Below are 19253 nucleotides of genomic sequence, written 5' to 3' on the forward strand. Positions count from 1 at the left end.
GGGCCTTTTTCAGGAAGAAACAGCACGCATTATTGCGTCAGATTTTACGGAACACCAGTGAACCATTAGTGCCGCCAAAACCAAACGAATTACACAGCGTATATTCCATATTTTTTACCTGACGGGCTTCGCGTGCGACGAAGTCCAGATCACAACCTTCATCCGGATTATCCAGATTGATGGTTGGCGGTACAGCCTGATCGCGAAGTGCCAGCAGGGTAAAGATCGATTCAACCGCCCCGGCGGCACCCAGCAAATGGCCGGTCATTGATTTGGTCGAACTCACCAGCACGCTTTGTGAACCTGCACCAAATACTGATTTAACCGCCTGGGCTTCCGCTTTGTCGCCCGCAGGCGTTGACGTGCCGTGCGCATTGATATAACCAATTTTTGACGCCGAAATACCCGCGTCGCGCAGCGCATTTTCCATCGCCAGCGCAGCACCTGCGCCGTCCTCTGGTGGTGAGGTCATATGGAAGGCATCACTGCTCATGCCAAAGCCCACAATTTCTGCGTAAATGTTTGCGCCGCGTTTTTTCGCGTGTTCGTACTCTTCCAGTACCATGATGCCTGCACCATCGCCCAGCACAAAACCATCTCGGTCTTTGTCCCAGGGGCGGCTGGCAGCCTGAGGATTGTCGTTACGGGTAGATAAAGCGCGTGCTGCGCCAAAACCACCGACACCCAGCGGCGTACTGGCTTTTTCAGCACCACCGGCTAGCATGACATCTGCATCGTCATAGGCAATGATACGTGCCGCATGACCGATATTATGGACACCTGAAGTACAAGCTGTGGCAATTGAAATGCTCGGTCCACGTAAACCAAACATGATGCTCAGATGACCGGCAATCATATTTACGATAGTGGAAGGAACAAAGAATGGGCTGATTTTGCGCGGTCCGCCGTTAACCAGTGAGGTATGGTTTTCTTCGATTAGACCAAGGCCGCCAATGCCGGAACCAATTGCAGCGCCAATGCGCGGTGCATTCTCGGCAGTCACTTCAAGACCGGAGTCTTGCATTGCCTGAATACCGGCGGCAATACCGTACTGAATGAAGGCGTCCATCTTACGGGCATCTTTGCGCGCAATGTACTCTTCACAGTTAAAATCTTTTACTAAGCCAGCAAAACGCGTTGCATAGGCGCTAGTATCAAAATGATCGATTAGGCTAATGCCACTCTGACCGGCAAGAAGAGCGTTCCAAGTGGACTCTACAGTATTGCCGACAGGGGACAGCATGCCAAGTCCAGTCACTACAACTCGACGCTTAGACACGTTGTGTCCTCCAGGGAGGGAGAAAAGGAATACGGTGGGACAAAAAAAACTTAGGCGGTCGAGTGACCGCCTAACTATCTAAACTAAAAACAGATTAGCTTACTGCTGGCTAGAGTTGATGAAATCAATAGCTGCCTGAACAGTAGTGATTTTTTCAGCTTCTTCGTCAGGGATCTCGGTATCAAACTCTTCTTCCAGAGCCATAACCAGCTCAACGGTGTCGAGAGAATCAGCGCCAAGGTCGTCTACGAAAGACGCAGAGTTAACTACTTCTTCCTGTTTAACACCCAGCTGTTCAACAATGATTTTCTTAACGCGTTCTTCGATAGTGCTCATACTCTTAAATTTCCTATCAAAACTCGCTTTCGCGATGGTTTTCGTAGTGTATAAAATGTTGGAAAAGATGCAACTAAATCCCGGCTGGTCAAACCACGAATTTGCTCTATTTTGCGGTTTTTACCGCAAATAACGCAAATAGTTTCGTAATTTTTAAATCATGTACATGCCGCCATTGACATGCAATGTTTCACCAGTGATATAGCTGGCCTCGTCAGAGGCTAAAAAAGCAACTGCGCTGGCAATCTCTTTTGCATCACCCAACCGGTTGGCTGGAACTGATGACAAAATGCCTGCGCGTTGATCATCTGTCAACGCCCTTGTCATGTCCGTCTCAATAAAGCCGGGAGCAACGACGTTGACAGTAATGCCGCGTGAAGCTACTTCACGCGCCAAAGACTTGCTAAAACCAATCAAGCCGGCTTTAGCCGCCGCGTAGTTCGCCTGCCCTGCGTTACCCATAGTTCCAACAACAGAACCTATAGTAATGATCCGGCCAAACCGCTTTTTCATCATAGCCCGCATTACTGCTTTTGACAGCCGAAACACAGAAGTCAAATTCGTATCCAGGATATCCTGCCACTCGTCATCCTTCATACGCATGAGGAGGTTATCACGTGTGATGCCGGCGTTATTAACTAAAATGTCAATTTCGCCAAATTCAGCTCGAATCGTAGACAATACCTGCTCAATCGATGCAGAATCAACCACATTAAGGGCGATTCCTTTACCCTTTTCGCCTAAATATTCGCTGATTGCTTCAGCACCTTTCTCACTGGTCGCGGTGCCGATCACTGTTGCACCACCGGCCACTAATTTTTCTGCGATAGCACGTCCAATCCCACGGCTTGCGCCGGTTACCAGGGCGATTTTACCTTCGAAGCTCATTATCTTCCTCTTATTCTTGCTCAAGCGCCGCTGTGAGGCTCGCAGAGTCGTTCACTGCTGCCGCTGTCAGGGTATCAACAATACGTTTGGTCAGGCCGGTCAATACCTTACCCGGTCCCACCTCGACTAAATGCTCAACGCCCTGCGCTGCCATAAACTCAACAGACTCGGTCCAGCGGACTGGGTTGTAAAGCTGGCGAACCAATGCGCTACGGATAGATTCTGGCGACGTTTCTACCTTCACATCCACATTATTCACCACAGGATACTGCGATGTGCTGAACGTCACGTCTTCGAGCGCTACAGCCATTTTATCAGCAGCAGGTTTCATCAATGCACAGTGGGATGGCACGCTGACAGGCAACGGCAAAGCACGTTTTGCACCAGCGGCTTTACAAGCAGCACCTGCGCGTTCAACGGCTTCTTTGTTCCCAGCAATGACAACCTGACCCGGCGAGTTGAAATTCACCGGAGAAACAACCTGACCCTGTGCAGACTCTTCACACGCTTTCGCGATGGCGTCGTTATCAAGACCAATGATTGCTGACATCGCGCCAGTACCCTCAGGTACGGCTTCCTGCATGAGTTTCCCGCGCAGTTCCACCAGCGAAATAGCCTGTTTGAAATCCAGCACTCCAGCACAAACCAGAGCAGAGTATTCACCCAAGCTATGGCCTGCCATAAATACAGGCTTGGTGCCGTTTTGCTGCTGCCAGACTCGCCAGATAGCCACTGACGCTGCCAGCAAAGCCGGCTGGGTCTGCCAAGTTTTATTCAGCTCTTCAGCCGGACCCTGTTGTACCAGCTGCCACAAATCATAACCCAGCACAGAAGAGGCCTCAGCAAAGGTCTCCTTTACAAGCGTATAATTTGCGGCCAAATCAGCCAGCATTCCCAGAGCCTGTGAGCCCTGGCCAGGAAAAACAACTGCTATTTTTGTCATTTTCATCGTCCTGTTAAATCAAAAACGTACCAGCGCCGAGCCCCAGGTAAAGCCACCGCCAAATGCTTCGAGCAACACTAATTGCCCGCGCTGAATTCGTCCGTCACGCACCGCTTCATCAAGCGCTGTCGGTACAGAAGCCGCCGAAGTATTACCGTGGCGATCCAGAGTCACGACGACTTTATCCATGCCCATTCCCAGCTTCTTGGCTGTTGCACTGATGATGCGCAGGTTCGCCTGATGCGGCACCAGCCAGTCGAGCTCAGAACGGTCGAGATTATTGGCCTGCAACGTTTCATCAACGATATGTGCAAGCTCAGTCACCGCGACTTTAAACACTTCATTGCCCGCCATCGTGACATACGCCGGTTTTTCTGGTGCCGACTGGTCCGGATAGGCCAGAGTCAGCAGATTACCGTAATGGCCATCGGCGTGCATGTGGGTAGAAATGATGCCGGATTCTTCGGATGCGCCAAGCAATACCGCGCCCGCACCGTCACCGAAAAGAATCACTGTACCGCGATCTTCAGGATCGAGTTTACGCGACAAGGTGTCGGAACCGATCACCAGCGCGTACTTCACGGCACCATTTTTAATATATTGATCGGCTACGCTCAGTGCATAGGTAAAACCTGCACAGGCAGCAGCCAGATCGAACGCCGCGGAATCCTTGATGCCCAGCATATTCTGCACCTGGCAGGCTGAACTTGGGAACGCGTGAGAAGACGAGGTTGTTGCAACAATGATCAAACCCACGTCGCTTGCGCTGACGCCGGCCATCTCAAGCGCTTTTTCTGCTGCATGCAAGCCCATTGTGGCCACAGTCTCATCCGGCGCAGCGATGCGACGTTCACGAATACCTGTTCGGGTGACAATCCACTCGTCGGTGGTATCCACCATTTTTTCTAAGTCGGCATTAGTCCGAACTTGCACGGGTAAATAGCTCCCCGTACCGAGAATTTTTGTATACATGTACGATCAGTCACTCTTGGGTAATACAGCCTTAAGGCGCGCGGCTATCCGTGTAGGAACTTGCCGCTGCACCGCCTGCACAGCCTGTTCGATAGCGACAGCAAACGCTCGCTGGTTTGCCCCGCCGTGGCTTTTAATAACGATGCCCCGTAATCCTAACAAACATGCGCCATTATACTGGTCTGGATTGAGATGGCCGAAGCGCTTTGCGAGTTTCTTCTGCAAGATACGGCCTAACCATTTCAGCCACCAGGCCTTCTTGCCACCCTCCCCAGAGGATTTTAACAGTGACAAAAACATCCTTATTACACCTTCCATGGTTTTGAGGGTGACATTCCCAACGAAACCGTCACACACCATCACATCCGTCTTACCGGTCAGGAGGTCATTGCCTTCAAGATAGCCGATATAGTTGATCGCGGGAGTATTTTTTAGAATTGCAGCCGCGTCACGGATGTTATCCAGCCCTTTTGACTCTTCCTCACCAATATTTAGTAAGGCAACGCGCGGGTTGGGGATACCGATAACTTCTTCGGCCATCACCGATCCCATCACGGCAAACTGGACCAGCATTGTGCTGTCACACTCAACGTTCGCCCCCAGATCAAGCACCACCGTTTTACTGCGCTGTTGATTCGGTAAAACCGTCATCAAAGCCGGGCGTTCTATACCTTCCAGAGGCTTAACTACCATTTTTGCCAAGCCCATCAATGCCCCGGTATTTCCAGCACTGACACAGGCCTGAGCATCTCCGCTTTTGATAAGTTCCAACGCCACACGCATTGAGCTGCCCTTGCTGGCTCGAATAGCTTGCGATGCACGAACGTCACTGGCTATAACTGATTCAGCAGGAATAATCCGAATTCTTTCCATTTGGGAAACATCGGCTTTAGCGAGAAATGGTGTGATTGCGTCGGGATCGCCGACCAGAAGAAGATTGAGTTCAGAATTAGAGGTCAGTGCCTGCAATGAAGCAGGCACTGTGACCGAAGGACCGAAGTCCCCGCCCATTACATCTAACGCAATGGTTAGACGAGTCAAGGAATCGCCTTGCTAGTACTTATCACCATGATTGATCACGCAAATAAGTAGCAAGCAAATCTTAGCCGATTACCTTGCGACCGCGGTAGAAACCGTCGGCAGTGATATGGTGACGCAGGTGAGTTTCACCAGAAGTTTTGTCCACAGACAGAGTGGAGGTGGTCAGAGCATCGTGAGAGCGACGCATGCCACGTTTAGAACGGGTTGGTTTATTTTGTTGTACGGCCATGGACCTTACTCCTTAAGTACTTTTCTTTAAACTCGCTAATACGGCAAATGGATTTGGTTTCTCCACCTCTGCAGGCAGTTTACCAAACACCATGTCCGCGTCGGACACTTCACAGTGTTCAGATTCATGTACCGGAACGACAGGTAATGAAAGAATGATTTCATCTTCAATCATCGCCAGCAGATCGACTTCGCCAAACTCATCGACTTCAATCGGCTCGTACGCTTCCGGTAATGCCTCAGCCTGTTCATCATTGCGGACAGGACTAAAACAATACGTTGCGTGAACCTGATGTTCAAACGTCTTACCGCATCTCTGGCATTCCAGAGTTACAGTAACTTCAGACTGGCCATTAATGACCGCCAGACGCAGATTGTCGATATCAAACGACAACGAGGTTTGGACATCAGAATCAACACTAACCACTGATGCTGCTAACCGTGCTACCTGTTCAGGCACATAGATACCGGAGTAATCTAAACGCTTTTGGGCTGTACGAACCGCATCAACGGCCAAGGGTAATTTTACTTTTTGCATAGGGCGCGCATATTAACTTTGTAACGACGTAGAGTCAAAGAAAAAGGCCTTAAAACCGCACCTTTCACCAATATTCGCTTCCGCAGCGGCAGACAGTTTAAAATGTGCGATTCAATAACGCTATGCTTTGTGGAAAAAATTATGAATCTCCCGCCTAAAAAGTTGTTACTGGCCTCCACATCGCCCTATCGCAGGGCGTTGCTGGAAAAAACAATGCTGGGTTTCGCCAGTGCTACGCCAAATATTGACGAATCACCGCATCCCGGCGAACTCCCTGGGGAGCTGGTGCAAAGGCTGGCAGAAGCAAAAGCGCGCGCATTAGTTCTTTCACATCCGGGCCATTACATCATTGGTTCGGATCAGGTGTGTGCGATTAACGGGCACATTACCGGCAAGCCTCATACCTTTGATAACGCGTTGATACAACTCCAGGCCGCCAGCGGACAGACTGTCACTTTTTACACCGGTTTATCGCTTGTCGACAGTGATACCGGCGAGGCGCAGACACTGTGCGAAACCTTTGACGTGACTTTCCGCCACCTGACTGTCGATGAAATTCGGGGTTATTTACGGGCAGAGCAGCCTTACGACTGTGCTGGCAGTTTTAAATGCGAAGGTCTCGGCATCAGTCTCTTTGAGCGACTCAGCGGCAGAGACCCCAATACCCTCATTGGCTTGCCGCTAATTGCGTTGCTGGCGTGCTTACGGGCTAAGGGGATTAATCCACTGCTCCGCTAAGGGAAACGTCAGAAATGAATAAAGCGCCTTTCAGCGCTTTATTCATTATGTTTTCAGGCTCAGGACCTCGCGGGTTTCAGCCGCAGTTTCTTCAGGCAATTGCGCAACTTCAGATCCAGCGGCGCTTCAATACGCATTGTCTCGCCAGTACCTGGATGTTCAAAACGTAAAGCCGCAGCATGCAGGAACAGGCGATTCAGGCCAGTACCGGCGAGTTGCCCGTCGAATTCACGATCGCCATAGCGGTCATCAAAAGCAATCGGATGCCCAGCATATTGCGCATGGACGCGGATCTGATGCGTTCTGCCCGTTACCGGACTGGCTTTGATCAAGGTCGCAAACTCATACCGCTCTTCAATCTTGAAACGGGTCTCAGAAGGTTTCCCTTCAGCATTCACGCGCACGATACGCTCACCGCTTTGCAAAATATTCTTCAGCAAAGGCGCCTGAACGACTTTACAGTGCGATTGCCACTCGCCGCGTACCAGCGCGAGATAATCTTTCTGCATGCCTTTCATACGCAGCTGCTCATGCAGCGAACGCAGTGCTGACCGTTTTTTGGCGACCAAAAGCACGCCGGAAGTGTCCCTGTCCAGACGATGCACCAGTTCAAGGAACCGCGCTTCAGGGCGCAGAGCACGCAAACCTTCGATAACGCCAAAGCTCAGGCCGCTCCCGCCATGGACAGCCGTGCCAGAAGGTTTATTGAGGATCAGCAGGTGGTCGTCTTCGTACAGGATGCAGTCGGTCAACGCCGCGACCTTATCCAGCTTGGCAGAGACGGGAACTTCATCGCGCTCAGCAACGCGCACAGGTGGAACCCGTACTTCATCGCCGGCCAATAATTTATATTCTGGTTTTATGCGTTTCTTATTAACCCGAACCTCCCCCTTACGCACAATCCTGTAAATCATGCTCTTCGGCACGCCTTTAAGGATTTTGAGTAAGAAGTTATCGATGCGCTGCCCGGCTTCGTCTTCGGAAATGGGAATTAATTGTACAGATGGATTCTCAGTTTTCATGGCTGGCGATTCTAAATATCCGGCACGTTTCGCGCCACAGGTTTTTATGTGCTTAACTCATAGTTTACCAGCAACCGACAAGGAAAACTCGACGGACTGCATCCGATAAGAGGTTTATCAATGCGGCACATCTCGCATATGCATAAGAATCTTTACTGCAAGCGCTAAAGTCACCTTGCTATCACGGTGCTTGCAATGGAATAATGAGGTTACTTTCCGCGTTGTTTCTCTTAAGTTAGGGAAAACGCAGGAATTATAGATTTGCCTGATCGCACAAAAGCGCAGCAATGGCGTAAGACGTAATGTGAAATCAAGCAATTAGCGGGCTGCGGGTTGCAGCTTGGCCGGCAAATGGAATGAGATCTGTTAACCTAAATTCAGAAGCTATTCCCCTAATAAAAGTACTGCTTTCACAACGCTGGTGTTCTTAAAACGGCAAAAGCAGGCTTACCGAAATAATGCGCCCCTATGCAAGCGACAACCGTGAGGTTGACGACTTTGCGAGAAGACTCGGGGCCAACGGTTTACCCGGTCATGAGGTCATTTTGCCCGCAGCTCTATCAATAATGGAAAAATAACGAGTAAGTTAAGATGAAAAGAATGTTGATTAACGCGACTCAGCAAGAAGAGTTGCGCGTTGCCCTTGTAGATGGACAGCGGCTGTATGATTTGGATATTGAAAGTCCGGGCCATGAGCAGAAAAAAGCCAATATCTATAAAGGTAAAATCACCCGCATAGAACCTAGCCTTGAAGCGGCTTTCGTTGACTATGGCGCGGAACGACACGGTTTTCTCCCTCTCAAAGAAATTTCCCGCGAATACTTCCCTAACAATTACGCCTCGCATGGTCGCCCTAACATCAAAGATGTTTTGCGCGAAGGCCAGGAAGTCATTGTTCAGGTTGATAAAGAAGAACGTGGTAATAAAGGTGCAGCGCTGACGACGTTTATCAGCCTGGCCGGCAGCTATTTAGTGTTAATGCCAAACAACCCGCGTGCTGGGGGTATTTCCCGCCGCATTGAAGGCGATGACCGTACTGAATTGAAAGAAGCCCTGTCCTCTCTGCAATTGCCAGATGGCATGGGCCTCATCGTGCGTACCGCAGGTGTTGGTAAATCTGCTGAAGCACTGCAGTGGGACCTGACTTTCCGTCTGAAACACTGGGACGCCATTAAGAAAGCCGCTGAAGGTCGCCCTGCTCCTTTCCTGATTCATCAGGAAAGCAACGTCATTGTCCGCGCATTCCGTGATTATCTGCGCCCTGATATTGGCGAGATCCTGATTGATAATCCGAAAGTCCTTGAGCTGGCGAAAGAACATATCGCTGCCTTAGGCCGCCCGGATTTCAGCAGCAAAATCAAACCCTACGTTGGTGAGATCCCTCTGTTCAGCCACTATCAGATTGAATCCCAGATTGAGTCCGCGTTCCAGCGTGAAGTGCGTCTCCCTTCTGGTGGCTCGATTGTCATCGACAGCACCGAAGCGCTGACAGCTATCGATATCAACTCCGCACGGGCAACCCGCGGTGGCGATATCGAAGAAACGGCTTTCAATACCAACCTGGAAGCATCAGATGAAATTGCTCGCCAGTTACGCCTGCGTGACCTCGGTGGCCTGATTGTTATCGACTTTATCGATATGACGCCTGTGCGCCATCAGCGTGAAGTTGAGAACCGTCTGCGCGATGCCGTTCGTCAGGACCGTGCACGTATTCAAATTGGCCGTATTTCCCGCTTTGGTTTACTGGAGATGTCGCGTCAACGGCTGAGCCCATCACTGGGTGAGTCAACGCATCACATCTGTCCGCGCTGTGCGGGTACCGGGACTATTCGTGATAACGAATCCCTGTCACTGTCAATTCTGCGTCTGATTGAAGAAGAAGCGCTGAAAGAGAATACCAAGGAAGTTCACGCTATTGTTCCGGTACCGATTGCTTCGTACCTGCTCAATGAGAAACGTGAATCCGTGAACGCCATTGAAAAGCGTCTGGGTGGCGTGCGTGCAGTGATCGTACCTAACGATCAGATGCAAACACCGCATTACTCGGTTCTGCGTGTTCGGAAGGGCGAAGAGTCTTCAGTACTAAGCTACCTGCTGCCTAAGCATCATGAAGCTGAAATGCTGCAGCCTTCAGAAGAAGTGCCTAGCGAGCGCAAACGCCCTGAACAACCTGCTCTGGCAGCGTTTGCCCTGCAAGGCGAAGCGCCACCGTCCTCTTTCGAACAGCCTGATGCAGTTGAGCAACCACTACAAACTCGTACGGCAACGGTCACTGCATCTGCTGCCGAGAAACCTGGTTTTGTCAGCCGCCTGCTCAGTGGTTTGAAAAACCTGTTTGCTTCAGAACCTCAAGCCGAAGTTAAGCCTGCCGAAGCGCCAAAAGTTGAAACTGAGACCGCTGAAAACGAAAATCGCCGTAATGGTGAACGTCGTAATCAACGTCGTCAGGGTGGTGGACGCCGTGAACGTAACGGTGAACGTGGCGAACGCAGCGATCGTGGTAACCGCGATAACCGCAACGAAGGTCGCGAAAACAACCGTGATAACCGTGGCGAAAGTCGTGATACTCGTGAAAACAGCCGTGAGCCTCGTGAAGATCAGCGTCGCAACCGTCGTAATCAGGAGCCTGCCGTTGCTTCTGAAGTGGTTACTGAACAAGACGTTGATACCCTAACTTCTTCACGTGATGAGCAGCAGCAACCGCGTCGTGAACGTGGCGATCGCTCTCGCCGTCGCTCAGATGACAAACGCAAAGGCCCGCAGGAAGATAAACCTCAGGAGCTCGTCGCTCAGGAAACCGTTATCGCTGCTCCTGTAGTTGCTGCTGAAGAAACTGAACAGGAAGATCGTCAGCCTGCACAGCGTCGTCAGCGTCGTTCACTTTCTCAGAAAGTCCGTTTCGAGCCAGAAGTGGATCACGAAGCTGAAGCCGCGGCCCAACAGTTGATCACAGGTGTGATGCCGTCTGCTGTAGTTTCACAGGAACCACGTGAAATTGCACAAGCAGCGCCTGAAGCAGAAACTGTTGCGAACAATGACAATGATGACAACCAGGCTGAAAATGGTCGTGAGGGTGGCATGCCACGTCGTTCACGCCGTTCACCTCGTCATCTGCGTGTTAGTGGTCAGCGTCGTCGCCGTTACCGTGACGAGCGTTATCCGACACAGTCACCAATGCCGCTGGCAGGTGCATTTGTTTCTCCGGAAATGGCATCAGGTAAAGTGTGGATCACTTACCCAGTAGCACAGTCCACTGAGCAGCATGACGTTCAGGAAGCTGCAGCTGACAAGGCTGAAGTATTGGCAAGCCAGGTCGAGATTGCTCAGGAAAATACTCCTGTGTTGAACGAGCACGCTGACGTTGTGGCTGAGGCGGTGCAAGCTGCACCTGAGGTGGCTACCACCACTGAAGTGAAAGCATTCGAACCTGCTCAGGCCGAACCAGAAGTGGTTAATGCCCCGGTGGAACAGTCGCAGGAACAACCTGAAGTAACGGCTGCAAAGCCAGTTGCTGATGAGCCTGTACTGATTGAAGCTAAAACTGCTGAGCCGGTTGAACCGACACCTGTGGTTGAAGTGAAACCTGAAGCACAACAGCCGTTGGTTGTTGAACCTGCCGCTGTGGTCGCTGAGCCTGTGGTAGAGGTGGTTCCAGCCGCAGCGGTTCCGGCACAGCAAACTGTTGTCGCAGCTCCGGCTGAATTGGCTCCACGCTTCAAGCACCATGCTACCGCGCCGATGACTAAAGCACCGGCTCCGGCCTATGTTCAGGCAGCGGCACCTCAAAGCGACTGGGTTCGCCCGGAATTCGACTTTGAAGGCAAAGGTTCTGCAGGCGGTCATGCAGCAGTTAGCACGGCAACCGCGCCAGCAACCAAACCGACCATGCCAACTGAGTAACAGGCATAACATCTGTTTATAAAAAAACCCGCTTCGGCGGGTTTTTTATTACCAGTATTCAGTCTTCGTCAGACAAACTTCCCTGAAAATCAGGCAACCGTTTTGAGACGTTTAATATCAAGGCGAACCAGTTTGCCTTCCAGACGTCGCGCAAAGTTCACAAAGTGTTCAGTGTCATTATGCTGTGACAGCGCCTCTTTTGATGCCCAGCGCTCATAGAAAACAAAGGTTTCAGGATGGTCAATATCGCGATGTAATTCATACTGCAGGCAGCCGATTTCCTGACGACTGGGTTCAATCACTTCATGCAATGCCTCCGTTACCTCACTCAAAAATTCAGGTTTGACGATGACAGTTGCAACGACTCTGATTTCCATAATCCTCTCCTCTCGTATAGAACGGGCTTTCGCTAATCTGGATGAAAGCGATGGTTTACAATGTGCTGCCCTTACTATGGACCTCAGAGCGCACGGATTTCAACGCTAACTTTATTAAACAGATGCAACAAAACAGATTTACGCTTATTCTTGCTCCCCGCCGTTAATGCTCCCATTACTGCACCTGATCCCAACGTCTTGTCTCTCAATGCCGGAGTTCTGCCCGATGACTGCAACACCGCAAGTTTTGAAAATTAGCCGTCCAGATGACTGGCATATTCATCTTCGTGATGACGACATGCTCAGCACTGTTCTGCCATTCACCAGTGAAGTTTTTGGCCGCGCTATCGTTATGCCAAATCTGACACCGCCTGTGACCAGCGTGCAAGCGGCGATCGCCTACCGTGATCGCATCATTGCCGCTACCCCGGCAGGGCATAATTTCACTCCGCTGATGACCTGTTACCTCACAGACTCTCTGGACCCTGAAGAAGTGGCGCGCGGTTACCTTGAAGGGGTATTCACAGCAGCGAAACTTTACCCGGCGAATGCAACGACCAACTCGCAGCATGGCGTATCGGACATTAAAGCGCTCTACCCGATTTTGGAGCGCATGCAGAGCATCGGCATGCCACTGTTGATTCACGGTGAAGTGACTCACAGCGACGTGGATATTTTTGACCGGGAAGCCCGTTTCATCGATGAAGTGATGGAGCCTCTCCGTCTGAATTTTCCAGAGTTGAAAATTGTTTTCGAGCACATCACGACCAAAGAAGCCGCCCAGTACGTTCAGGCAGGCAATCAATATCTGGGTGCAACCATCACCCCCCAACATCTCATGTTCAACCGTAATCATATGCTGGTAGGCGGTGTGCGCCCTCATCTGTTCTGCTTACCGATCCTCAAACGCAATATTCATCAGCAGGCGTTGCGTGAGGTCATTGCCAGTGGGTCAGAACGTTTCTTCCTGGGTACGGACTCTGCACCGCACACAAAAGGGCGTAAAGAATCCAGCTGCGGCTGCGCAGGGTGTTTCAATGCGCCTCTGGCAATCCCGTCTTATGCCACCGTTTTTGAAGAGATGAACGCGTTACAACATTTTGAAGCATTCTGCTCCCTGAACGGCCCACGTTTCTACGGGTTACCATTGAATGATGACTTTATCGAAGTGACGCGTACCGCGGTGATTCAGCCAGAAGAAATAGCCCTCGGTAACGAGTCCGTTGTGCCCTTCCTTGCCGGGCAGACGTTGAATTGGAAAGTAACGTCCTGCTAAAAACAAAAGAGAGCACGACGAAAATCCTGCTCTCATGAGTTTTCCTGAAGTTCGCCAAAACTGCGCTTGCTTACCACCCCATTTGACTGTATATTTATACAGTCAAATGTATTCAGGAGGTCTTATGCGAGTTGAAGTCACTATAGATAAAACCAAACCTCTGCCAGTTGGTGCTATCGAAGCATTGTCGGGTGAATTAAGTAAGCGTATTAACCAGCAGTTTTCTGACAGTGATAATAAAATTCAGGTGCGTTATGCCGGAGCTAATAATCTCTCCGTCTTAGGCGCGCCGAAAACTGACCGGGATCGCATTGAAGAAATTTTGCAGGAAACGTGGGAAAGTGCGGATGAATGGTTCACGACTGACTAATCATTATTAGGTTGGTTTATGTCCAATACTGACTGCGCTTGATGCTTTAATAGGATTAATAATAATCAGGTTGATAAAACTAGGCTCTCTGAGCCAGTACTACTTTCGCCGGGCGTCGCTGTCCGGTTTTTTTATCCCTTATTCGCTCAAATTTTCCCAATCCATTCGACATGAAATTTGTATTAAATCTGCATCACTTCCTACTCCTTCATTATTTTTCACACTTTATTTACGCATTAATACACGATTGCCCGCCACAACTGCGTTTAAATGTTTATACTGAAAAAGCTCACAAGATAATGAGCCGCCTTGATCCTCGCTAGTCACTCATGTTAGTCACTACCATTAAGGGGTCTATATGGACAGAAATGATGAAGTTATTCAGACACACCCGCTTGTAGGTTGGGATATCAGTACCGTGGACTCTTACGACGCCATGATGATACGTCTGCATTACCTGTCTTCTAAAGACCAACCGGCAGAAGATGCTCAGGTAGACAGAACCTTGTGGTTAACCACAGATGTTGCAAGACAGCTGATCAACATTCTTGAAGCCGGCATAGAAAAGATTGAATCCAACGAGTATGAGTATATTGATCATCGTAAACATTAACATCGATAAGCAAGACGCTTCACTCTAAAGGCACTCTCGACTGACGTCAGGGTGCCTTTCTCATTTCTACCCCACCCATTCCCCCTCCGCTTTGAATGTAATCCCTTTTCATAAGGCAGACGCCTTGCCTTTGCCCTCAGAAACTCTCTATGATGCACGTCACAGAATTGTTAAAAGTCATCAGAGGAGCCTGGATTAAATGGAATATGACCTCATCGTCATCGGCAGTGGTTCAGTCGGCTCAGCAGCCGGATATTACGCAACGCGTGCCGGTCTAAAGGTGCTGATGATTGACAGCGCAATGCCACCGCATTCACAAGGCAGCCACCATGGCGAGACGCGAATCATACGCCATGCGTATGGTGAAGGTGCCCGGTATGTTCCTATGCTGCTCAGAGCGCAGAGCCTTTGGGATGAACTGGCCGAAACCACGGGGGAGAAAATTTTCCACCGCAGCGGTGTTATCAACATCGGCCCTGAAGGTTCGGAATTTATCACCAACGTGAAAAGCAGCTCCGCCGAATATGGATTAAATACTGTTGCCATGAACGCCGAAGAGATCCGCGCCAAATGGCCGCTAATCAGTATCAGCGATGATTACTGCGGTGTGTTTGAGCCTGACTCCGGCTTTTTGAGAAGTGAAATAGCCATCTCGGCTTATATCCGTCTGGCCCGCGAAGCAGGGTGTGCCCAGTTGTTTAAATGCCCAGTCGAATCAATCGATTATGACGAGCAGGGTGTTATCGTGACGACGAATGAAGGAACTTATCGTGCGCCAAAGGTAGCCATTACCGCAGGTACCTGGGTGAAGAAACTCTACCCAGAATTACCTGTCAGCCCGGTACGTAAAGTCTTTGCCTGGCATCATGCTGATGGCCGCTACAGCGAAGAGAACCATTTTCCCGCTTTCACTTTCCAGACCCTGAAGGGTGACCAGTACTATGGTTTCCCATCTTCTAAAGATGCGTTAAAACTGGGCAAACATAATGGCGGCCAACCAATCGAATCCCCGGAACAGCGTAAACCCTTTGGCACGGTGGCGCAGGATGGCACTGAAGTCTTTAATTTCCTGCGCCACCATCTGCCGGGCGTGGGCGTTTGCCTGCATGGCTTAGCCTGTACCTATGATGTGACCGCAGATGAAGATTTCATCATTGATACGTTGCCAGGGCACGGTAATGCGTTAGTGATCAGCGGCCTGAGTGGTCATGGTTTTAAATTCTCCAGTGTATTGGGAGAAATCGTGTCAGACTTTGGAAGAAATCAGGCCAGTGCATTTAATCTTCAGCCTTTCACTCTTTCTCGTTTTTCCTGAAATATTGCACCTCATCTCCCCACCGGTGACCCGAACCGGTGGGAATTAACTGACTGATAATTCGTTATTATTTAACGCTCTTATTTCTAATCCCTTTTTATGGACAAATGCCCAAGTTTTTTCGAATTGACAGGGTGAGATGTATGAATTTATGCTTCCATCAGTTATCACAGGAGTGATAACTACCGCGCAACGTATGCGCACTAACAAGGAAGTAATATGAATTTACTTGTCATAGAATCCTGCGTTTTTACTCGTCTCGGTATAAATTCCTTTTTGCTTGAGAATGATAAAATTAACATTTTGGACTGCGACAATATTACGCAAGCCATGCAAGAAATCCCGGCATTTCAACCTGACCTGATCCTCATCAATGCCACAACCTACTGTCAGCATTCAGAATTATCTCAACAGTTGCAGCAATTCATTGACCTTGTGCATAATGTAAAAATGTTTTGTTATGTCGATGCACAATATCCCGTGACCGATATCCCTATTTCAGTAACCCGTAATGTGTCTATTTTGAATAAACAGCTTGTGACCAGCTTGTTGAAAAGTATTGTCACGAATCCGGGTAGTTATTTGTCTTCGCCGATGAACTATGTCAGCCGTTCTATTTTTAGCGATCAGGAAATACTGGTCATGAATTATTGGATGTCTGAAATGCAAAACTACCGCATTGCACGAAAGCTTGAAATTAGCAGCCGTACTGTCTATGTGCATAAGCGCCATCTGGCGCAAAAAATAAAAGTAAGGAACAGGCTGGAATTTTGCTTCATTTATAATTTTATTAAGTATCTGTTCTGGCCTATTGATCAACTGTCACGGGCACCACTCAGCCGTCAGGCCAAAGAAGAGATCCTGACGTTGTACAAGTAACAACCCTGACCTCATTCCATTTAAGGCCATATTACTGGCCTTTTATTTCTATAAAAAAAGCTCAGTTTCCAGAGCTTTGACTGGCTGACAGCAAATCGCTCAGACAATCACTCTTTTTCTGGCCCGGGAATATGCATGGTGGTCTGCAACAATCCTTTGGACTTATTGAAGATCTTGATGCCATTTTCGCGGCCAGCACGTAAAGCGCGCTGTTCTTCACGCGGCAGCTTCAGTTCTGTCTGGCAAATCTCACTGCAGCAACCGTCAAATTTAGCCGCGCAGCTTGGACACTGGATAAAAAGCAGGTGGCAACCGTCATTATTGCAATTGGTATGGTCATCACATTCTGCGCCGCACTGGTGACAATGGGCGATCACGTCGTCTGAAATCCGCTCCCCCATGCGCTCATCAAAGACAAAGTTCTTCCCTTTAAATTTTACCGGCAGGCCCTGCTCTTTTGCACGGCGGGCGTATTCGATAATCCCGCCTTCCACATGATAGACATTTTTAAAGCCTTTATGCAGCATATACGCGCTGGCTTTTTCACAACGGATACCACCGGTGCAGTACATGACGATTTTTTTGTCTTTGTCTTCTTTCAGCATATCAACAGCCATCGGCAGCTGATCGCGGAAAGTATCTGACGGCACCTCAAGGGCCTGATCAAAATGCCCCACTTCATATTCGTAATGGTTACGCATATCCACGAACACGGCGTCTGGATCGTCGATCATCGCATTGACCTGTTCGGCCTTGAGGTATTCACCGATGTTTGACGGGTCAAATGTATCGTCATCAATGCCGTCTGCAACGATGCGTTCACGCACTTTGAGGCGTAATACCCAGAAGGATTTACCATCATCTTCCAGCGCGATATTCAGGCGGACCTGATTGAGCGCCGCGTGGCTGGCAAAAAGTTCAGTTTTGAATGCCTCGAACTGGCTTTGCGGAACGCTGATTTGCGCGTTGATCCCTTCTTTCGCAACGTAGATGCGGCCAAACACATTGAGCTTGGTCAGGCAAACGTAAAGCATATCTCGGAAAGCTTTCGGATCTTCGATATGGAAATATTTATAGAAAGAAACTGTGGTTCGCGGCTCGGTTTCAGCCAACATGCGTGCCTTCAGTTCCTCGTTAGAAATTCGGTTATGTAACACTGGCATGGTGTACGTTCCTGTCTTTCGCGGAGGTGGTATTTAATGAATATCGTTAAAGATGAATCGACTGCATCAGGTTAGCAAAATGCAACTTTTCAAGCGGCAACATCATACATTAAAGCAACAAAAGCGACATCTCCCGTTGCAAAATTTACAGTAAAACAGGGGCAGAAAGTAACCGGCTGCCCATGCAATGTCGCAGAAATGCGATACCCTGAAATGAGCAATTAATTGTCTGTTTCGTCACATTCAGATATTCATCCACGGTAATGAGGAAATTATGAGCAAGTTATTTGAACCAATTTCACTGGGTGATTTGACCTTAGCCAACCGTATAATTGTCGCCCCGATGTGTCAGTACTCCTCCGATCACGGCAAAGCAACTTCCTGGCACCACGCCCATTTGGGACAGCTCTCCTTTTCAGGTGCGGGGCTGCTGATTCTTGAGGCAACCGCCGTCGAGGAAATTGGGGGCATCACACCTCAGGATTTAGGGTTGTGGAATGATGAAACCGAATCAGCGATGAAAGGTCTGGTGACTTCAATTCGCGAAAATAGCCCTATTCCGCTGGGCCTGCAACTGGGGCATGCAGGACGTAAAGCCTCCTGCCATACTCCTTGGGAAGGCGGTAAACAGCTGACCCGCGAACAGGGCGGATGGCAAACTGTCGCTCCGTCCGCCATTCCCTTCGCAGATACAGATGCTGCTCCGGAGGCAATGTCGTTGGGGCGCATCGAACAGTTGAAGAACGCCTATGTTGAATGTGTCAAACGGGCCGAACGTCTGGGATTTGATCTGCTTGAACTGCATGGTGCCCACGGCTATCTACTGCATCAGTTCCTGTCACCGCTTTCCAACCAGCGTAACGACCAGTATGGCGGATCGCTTGAGAACCGTATGCGGCTGCTGCTGGAAATTTATCAGGAAATCCGCGCCGTTTTTCCTGCTCACAAGCCTATTGGAGTGCGTATTTCGGCAACAGATTGGGTCGACGGTGGTTGGGATCTGGATCAATCTGTCGCACTGGCTACAGCACTGGATAAACTGGGTTGTAACTATATCCATGTTTCCAGCGGCGGGTTGAGTCCTCAGCAGAAAATCAGCATCGGCCCTAACTATCAGGTGCCATTTGCAGAAAGAATTAAGCAGGAAGTGCAGATGCCGGTGATCGCTGTGGGTCTTATTACCGAACCTGAACAGGCCGAAGCCATCATCAGTACCGGTCAGGCAGATATGATCGCTCTGGCCCGCGGTATCCTTTATAACCCCCGCTGGCCGTGGCATGCAGCCGCTAAACTCGGAGCAAAAGTCAGTGCGCCTAAACAGTATTGGCGCAGCGAACCCCGTAATGTAAAAGGATTATTTCTTTCCGAATAGTGT

The 19253-nt window shown here is 49.7% G+C and carries 19 protein-coding genes; 8 read left to right on the top strand and 11 right to left on the bottom strand.

Annotated features, from left to right (window positions below; genetic code table 11):
* Positions 1-37 precede the first annotated feature (37 nt).
* From fabF to yceD, 8 genes are all read right to left on the bottom strand, one after another.
* Positions 38-1279, bottom strand: a complete 1242-nt coding sequence (fabF, locus tag ACZRKO_RS08945; RefSeq protein ID WP_463736846.1) for a beta-ketoacyl-ACP synthase II — start codon at positions 1277-1279, stop codon at positions 38-40.
* Between the two features lie 99 nt (positions 1280-1378).
* Entirely contained in the window at positions 1379-1615 is a 237-nt protein-coding gene (acpP, locus tag ACZRKO_RS08950) for an acyl carrier protein (protein ID WP_463736847.1), read from the bottom strand.
* Between the two features lie 153 nt (positions 1616-1768).
* Positions 1769-2503: a 3-oxoacyl-ACP reductase FabG gene (fabG, locus tag ACZRKO_RS08955; protein WP_463736848.1), complete on the bottom strand. Its 735-nt coding sequence runs from the start codon at positions 2501-2503 to the stop codon at positions 1769-1771.
* Between the two features lie 10 nt (positions 2504-2513).
* Positions 2514-3446 carry an ACP S-malonyltransferase gene (gene fabD, locus ACZRKO_RS08960; RefSeq protein ID WP_463736849.1) on the bottom strand — a complete coding sequence of 311 codons (933 nt, stop codon included), beginning with the start codon at positions 3444-3446 and terminating at the stop codon, positions 2514-2516.
* An 18-nt stretch (positions 3447-3464) separates the two neighbouring features.
* On the bottom strand, positions 3465-4418 hold the full coding sequence (locus ACZRKO_RS08965) for a beta-ketoacyl-ACP synthase III (protein WP_463736850.1): 954 nt from the start codon (positions 4416-4418) through the stop codon (positions 3465-3467).
* 6 nt (positions 4419-4424) lie between these two features.
* The gene (plsX, locus tag ACZRKO_RS08970; protein ID WP_463736851.1) at positions 4425-5459 is read right to left on the bottom strand and encodes a phosphate acyltransferase PlsX; all 1035 of its coding nucleotides are present in this window, start codon (positions 5457-5459) and stop codon (positions 4425-4427) included.
* Positions 5460-5520: 61 nt separating this feature from the next.
* Positions 5521-5688: a 50S ribosomal protein L32 gene (gene rpmF, locus ACZRKO_RS08975; protein ID WP_013576249.1), complete on the bottom strand. Its 168-nt coding sequence runs from the start codon at positions 5686-5688 to the stop codon at positions 5521-5523.
* Between the two features lie 12 nt (positions 5689-5700).
* On the bottom strand, positions 5701-6225 hold the full coding sequence (yceD, locus tag ACZRKO_RS08980) for a 23S rRNA accumulation protein YceD (RefSeq protein ID WP_463736852.1): 525 nt from the start codon (positions 6223-6225) through the stop codon (positions 5701-5703).
* 141 nt (positions 6226-6366) lie between these two features.
* Between yceD and ACZRKO_RS08985 the strand changes: the two genes are divergently transcribed.
* Positions 6367-6963, top strand: a complete 597-nt coding sequence (locus ACZRKO_RS08985) for a Maf family protein (protein ID WP_463736853.1) — start codon at positions 6367-6369, stop codon at positions 6961-6963.
* Between the two features lie 59 nt (positions 6964-7022).
* Here the strand turns inward: ACZRKO_RS08985 and rluC are convergent, their stop codons facing one another.
* Positions 7023-7985 carry a 23S rRNA pseudouridine(955/2504/2580) synthase RluC gene (gene rluC, locus ACZRKO_RS08990; protein ID WP_463736854.1) on the bottom strand — a complete coding sequence of 321 codons (963 nt, stop codon included), beginning with the start codon at positions 7983-7985 and terminating at the stop codon, positions 7023-7025.
* A gap of 591 nt (positions 7986-8576) precedes the next feature.
* Here rluC and rne point away from each other — a divergent pair.
* Positions 8577-11885 carry a ribonuclease E gene (rne, locus tag ACZRKO_RS08995; RefSeq protein WP_463736855.1) on the top strand — a complete coding sequence of 1103 codons (3309 nt, stop codon included), beginning with the start codon at positions 8577-8579 and terminating at the stop codon, positions 11883-11885.
* An 89-nt stretch (positions 11886-11974) separates the two neighbouring features.
* On the opposite strand, the gene ACZRKO_RS09000 is transcribed toward rne, so the two are convergent.
* Complete coding sequence (locus ACZRKO_RS09000; RefSeq protein WP_463736856.1) at positions 11975-12262, bottom strand: putative quinol monooxygenase; 288 nt, start codon at positions 12260-12262, stop codon at positions 11975-11977.
* Between the two features lie 226 nt (positions 12263-12488).
* Between ACZRKO_RS09000 and pyrC the strand changes: the two genes are divergently transcribed.
* The 5 genes from pyrC to ACZRKO_RS09025 all read left to right on the top strand — a co-directional run bounded on the left by pyrC (position 12489) and on the right by ACZRKO_RS09025 (position 16715).
* Positions 12489-13538 carry a dihydroorotase gene (gene pyrC, locus ACZRKO_RS09005; RefSeq protein WP_463736857.1) on the top strand — a complete coding sequence of 350 codons (1050 nt, stop codon included), beginning with the start codon at positions 12489-12491 and terminating at the stop codon, positions 13536-13538.
* 124 nt (positions 13539-13662) lie between these two features.
* The gene (gene dinI / locus ACZRKO_RS09010) at positions 13663-13908 is read left to right on the top strand and encodes a DNA damage-inducible protein I (RefSeq protein ID WP_463736858.1); all 246 of its coding nucleotides are present in this window, start codon (positions 13663-13665) and stop codon (positions 13906-13908) included.
* A 358-nt stretch (positions 13909-14266) separates the two neighbouring features.
* Entirely contained in the window at positions 14267-14521 is a 255-nt protein-coding gene (gene bssS / locus ACZRKO_RS09015; RefSeq protein ID WP_463736859.1) for a biofilm formation regulator BssS, read from the top strand.
* A gap of 199 nt (positions 14522-14720) precedes the next feature.
* Positions 14721-15836: an N-methyl-L-tryptophan oxidase gene (solA, locus tag ACZRKO_RS09020; RefSeq protein WP_463736860.1), complete on the top strand. Its 1116-nt coding sequence runs from the start codon at positions 14721-14723 to the stop codon at positions 15834-15836.
* A gap of 219 nt (positions 15837-16055) precedes the next feature.
* Positions 16056-16715 carry a LuxR C-terminal-related transcriptional regulator gene (locus ACZRKO_RS09025; protein ID WP_463736861.1) on the top strand — a complete coding sequence of 220 codons (660 nt, stop codon included), beginning with the start codon at positions 16056-16058 and terminating at the stop codon, positions 16713-16715.
* Positions 16716-16822: 107 nt separating this feature from the next.
* Here the strand turns inward: ACZRKO_RS09025 and trhO are convergent, their stop codons facing one another.
* Complete coding sequence (trhO, locus tag ACZRKO_RS09030) at positions 16823-17878, bottom strand: oxygen-dependent tRNA uridine(34) hydroxylase TrhO (protein WP_463736862.1); 1056 nt, start codon at positions 17876-17878, stop codon at positions 16823-16825.
* Positions 17879-18152: 274 nt separating this feature from the next.
* On the opposite strand from trhO, the gene ACZRKO_RS09035 reads away from it, so the two are divergent.
* Complete coding sequence (locus ACZRKO_RS09035) at positions 18153-19250, top strand: NADH:flavin oxidoreductase/NADH oxidase (RefSeq protein WP_463736863.1); 1098 nt, start codon at positions 18153-18155, stop codon at positions 19248-19250.
* Positions 19251-19253: the final 3 nt, after the last annotated feature.

The sequence above is a fragment of the Ewingella sp. C233 genome (assembly GCF_055407225.1).

Coding starts and splice junctions, on each gene's coding strand:
- ACZRKO_RS08965 (WP_463736850.1), bottom strand. CDS start 4,418: ATGTATACAAAAATTCTCGGTACGGGGAGCTATTTACCCGTGCAAGTT.
- yceD (WP_463736852.1), bottom strand. CDS start 6,225: ATGCAAAAAGTAAAATTACCCTTGGCCGTTGATGCGGTTCGTACAGCC.
- ACZRKO_RS09000 (WP_463736856.1), bottom strand. CDS start 12,262: ATGGAAATCAGAGTCGTTGCAACTGTCATCGTCAAACCTGAATTTTTG.
- fabD (WP_463736849.1), bottom strand. CDS start 3,446: ATGACAAAAATAGCAGTTGTTTTTCCTGGCCAGGGCTCACAGGCTCTG.
- rpmF (WP_013576249.1), bottom strand. CDS start 5,688: ATGGCCGTACAACAAAATAAACCAACCCGTTCTAAACGTGGCATGCGT.
- rne (WP_463736855.1), top strand. CDS start 8,577: ATGAAAAGAATGTTGATTAACGCGACTCAGCAAGAAGAGTTGCGCGTT.
- ACZRKO_RS09025 (WP_463736861.1), top strand. CDS start 16,056: ATGAATTTACTTGTCATAGAATCCTGCGTTTTTACTCGTCTCGGTATA.
- dinI (WP_463736858.1), top strand. CDS start 13,663: ATGCGAGTTGAAGTCACTATAGATAAAACCAAACCTCTGCCAGTTGGT.
- solA (WP_463736860.1), top strand. CDS start 14,721: ATGGAATATGACCTCATCGTCATCGGCAGTGGTTCAGTCGGCTCAGCA.
- pyrC (WP_463736857.1), top strand. CDS start 12,489: ATGACTGCAACACCGCAAGTTTTGAAAATTAGCCGTCCAGATGACTGG.
- bssS (WP_463736859.1), top strand. CDS start 14,267: ATGGACAGAAATGATGAAGTTATTCAGACACACCCGCTTGTAGGTTGG.
- rluC (WP_463736854.1), bottom strand. CDS start 7,985: ATGAAAACTGAGAATCCATCTGTACAATTAATTCCCATTTCCGAAGAC.
- acpP (WP_463736847.1), bottom strand. CDS start 1,615: ATGAGCACTATCGAAGAACGCGTTAAGAAAATCATTGTTGAACAGCTG.
- fabG (WP_463736848.1), bottom strand. CDS start 2,503: ATGAGCTTCGAAGGTAAAATCGCCCTGGTAACCGGCGCAAGCCGTGGG.
- ACZRKO_RS08985 (WP_463736853.1), top strand. CDS start 6,367: ATGAATCTCCCGCCTAAAAAGTTGTTACTGGCCTCCACATCGCCCTAT.
- trhO (WP_463736862.1), bottom strand. CDS start 17,878: ATGCCAGTGTTACATAACCGAATTTCTAACGAGGAACTGAAGGCACGC.
- ACZRKO_RS09035 (WP_463736863.1), top strand. CDS start 18,153: ATGAGCAAGTTATTTGAACCAATTTCACTGGGTGATTTGACCTTAGCC.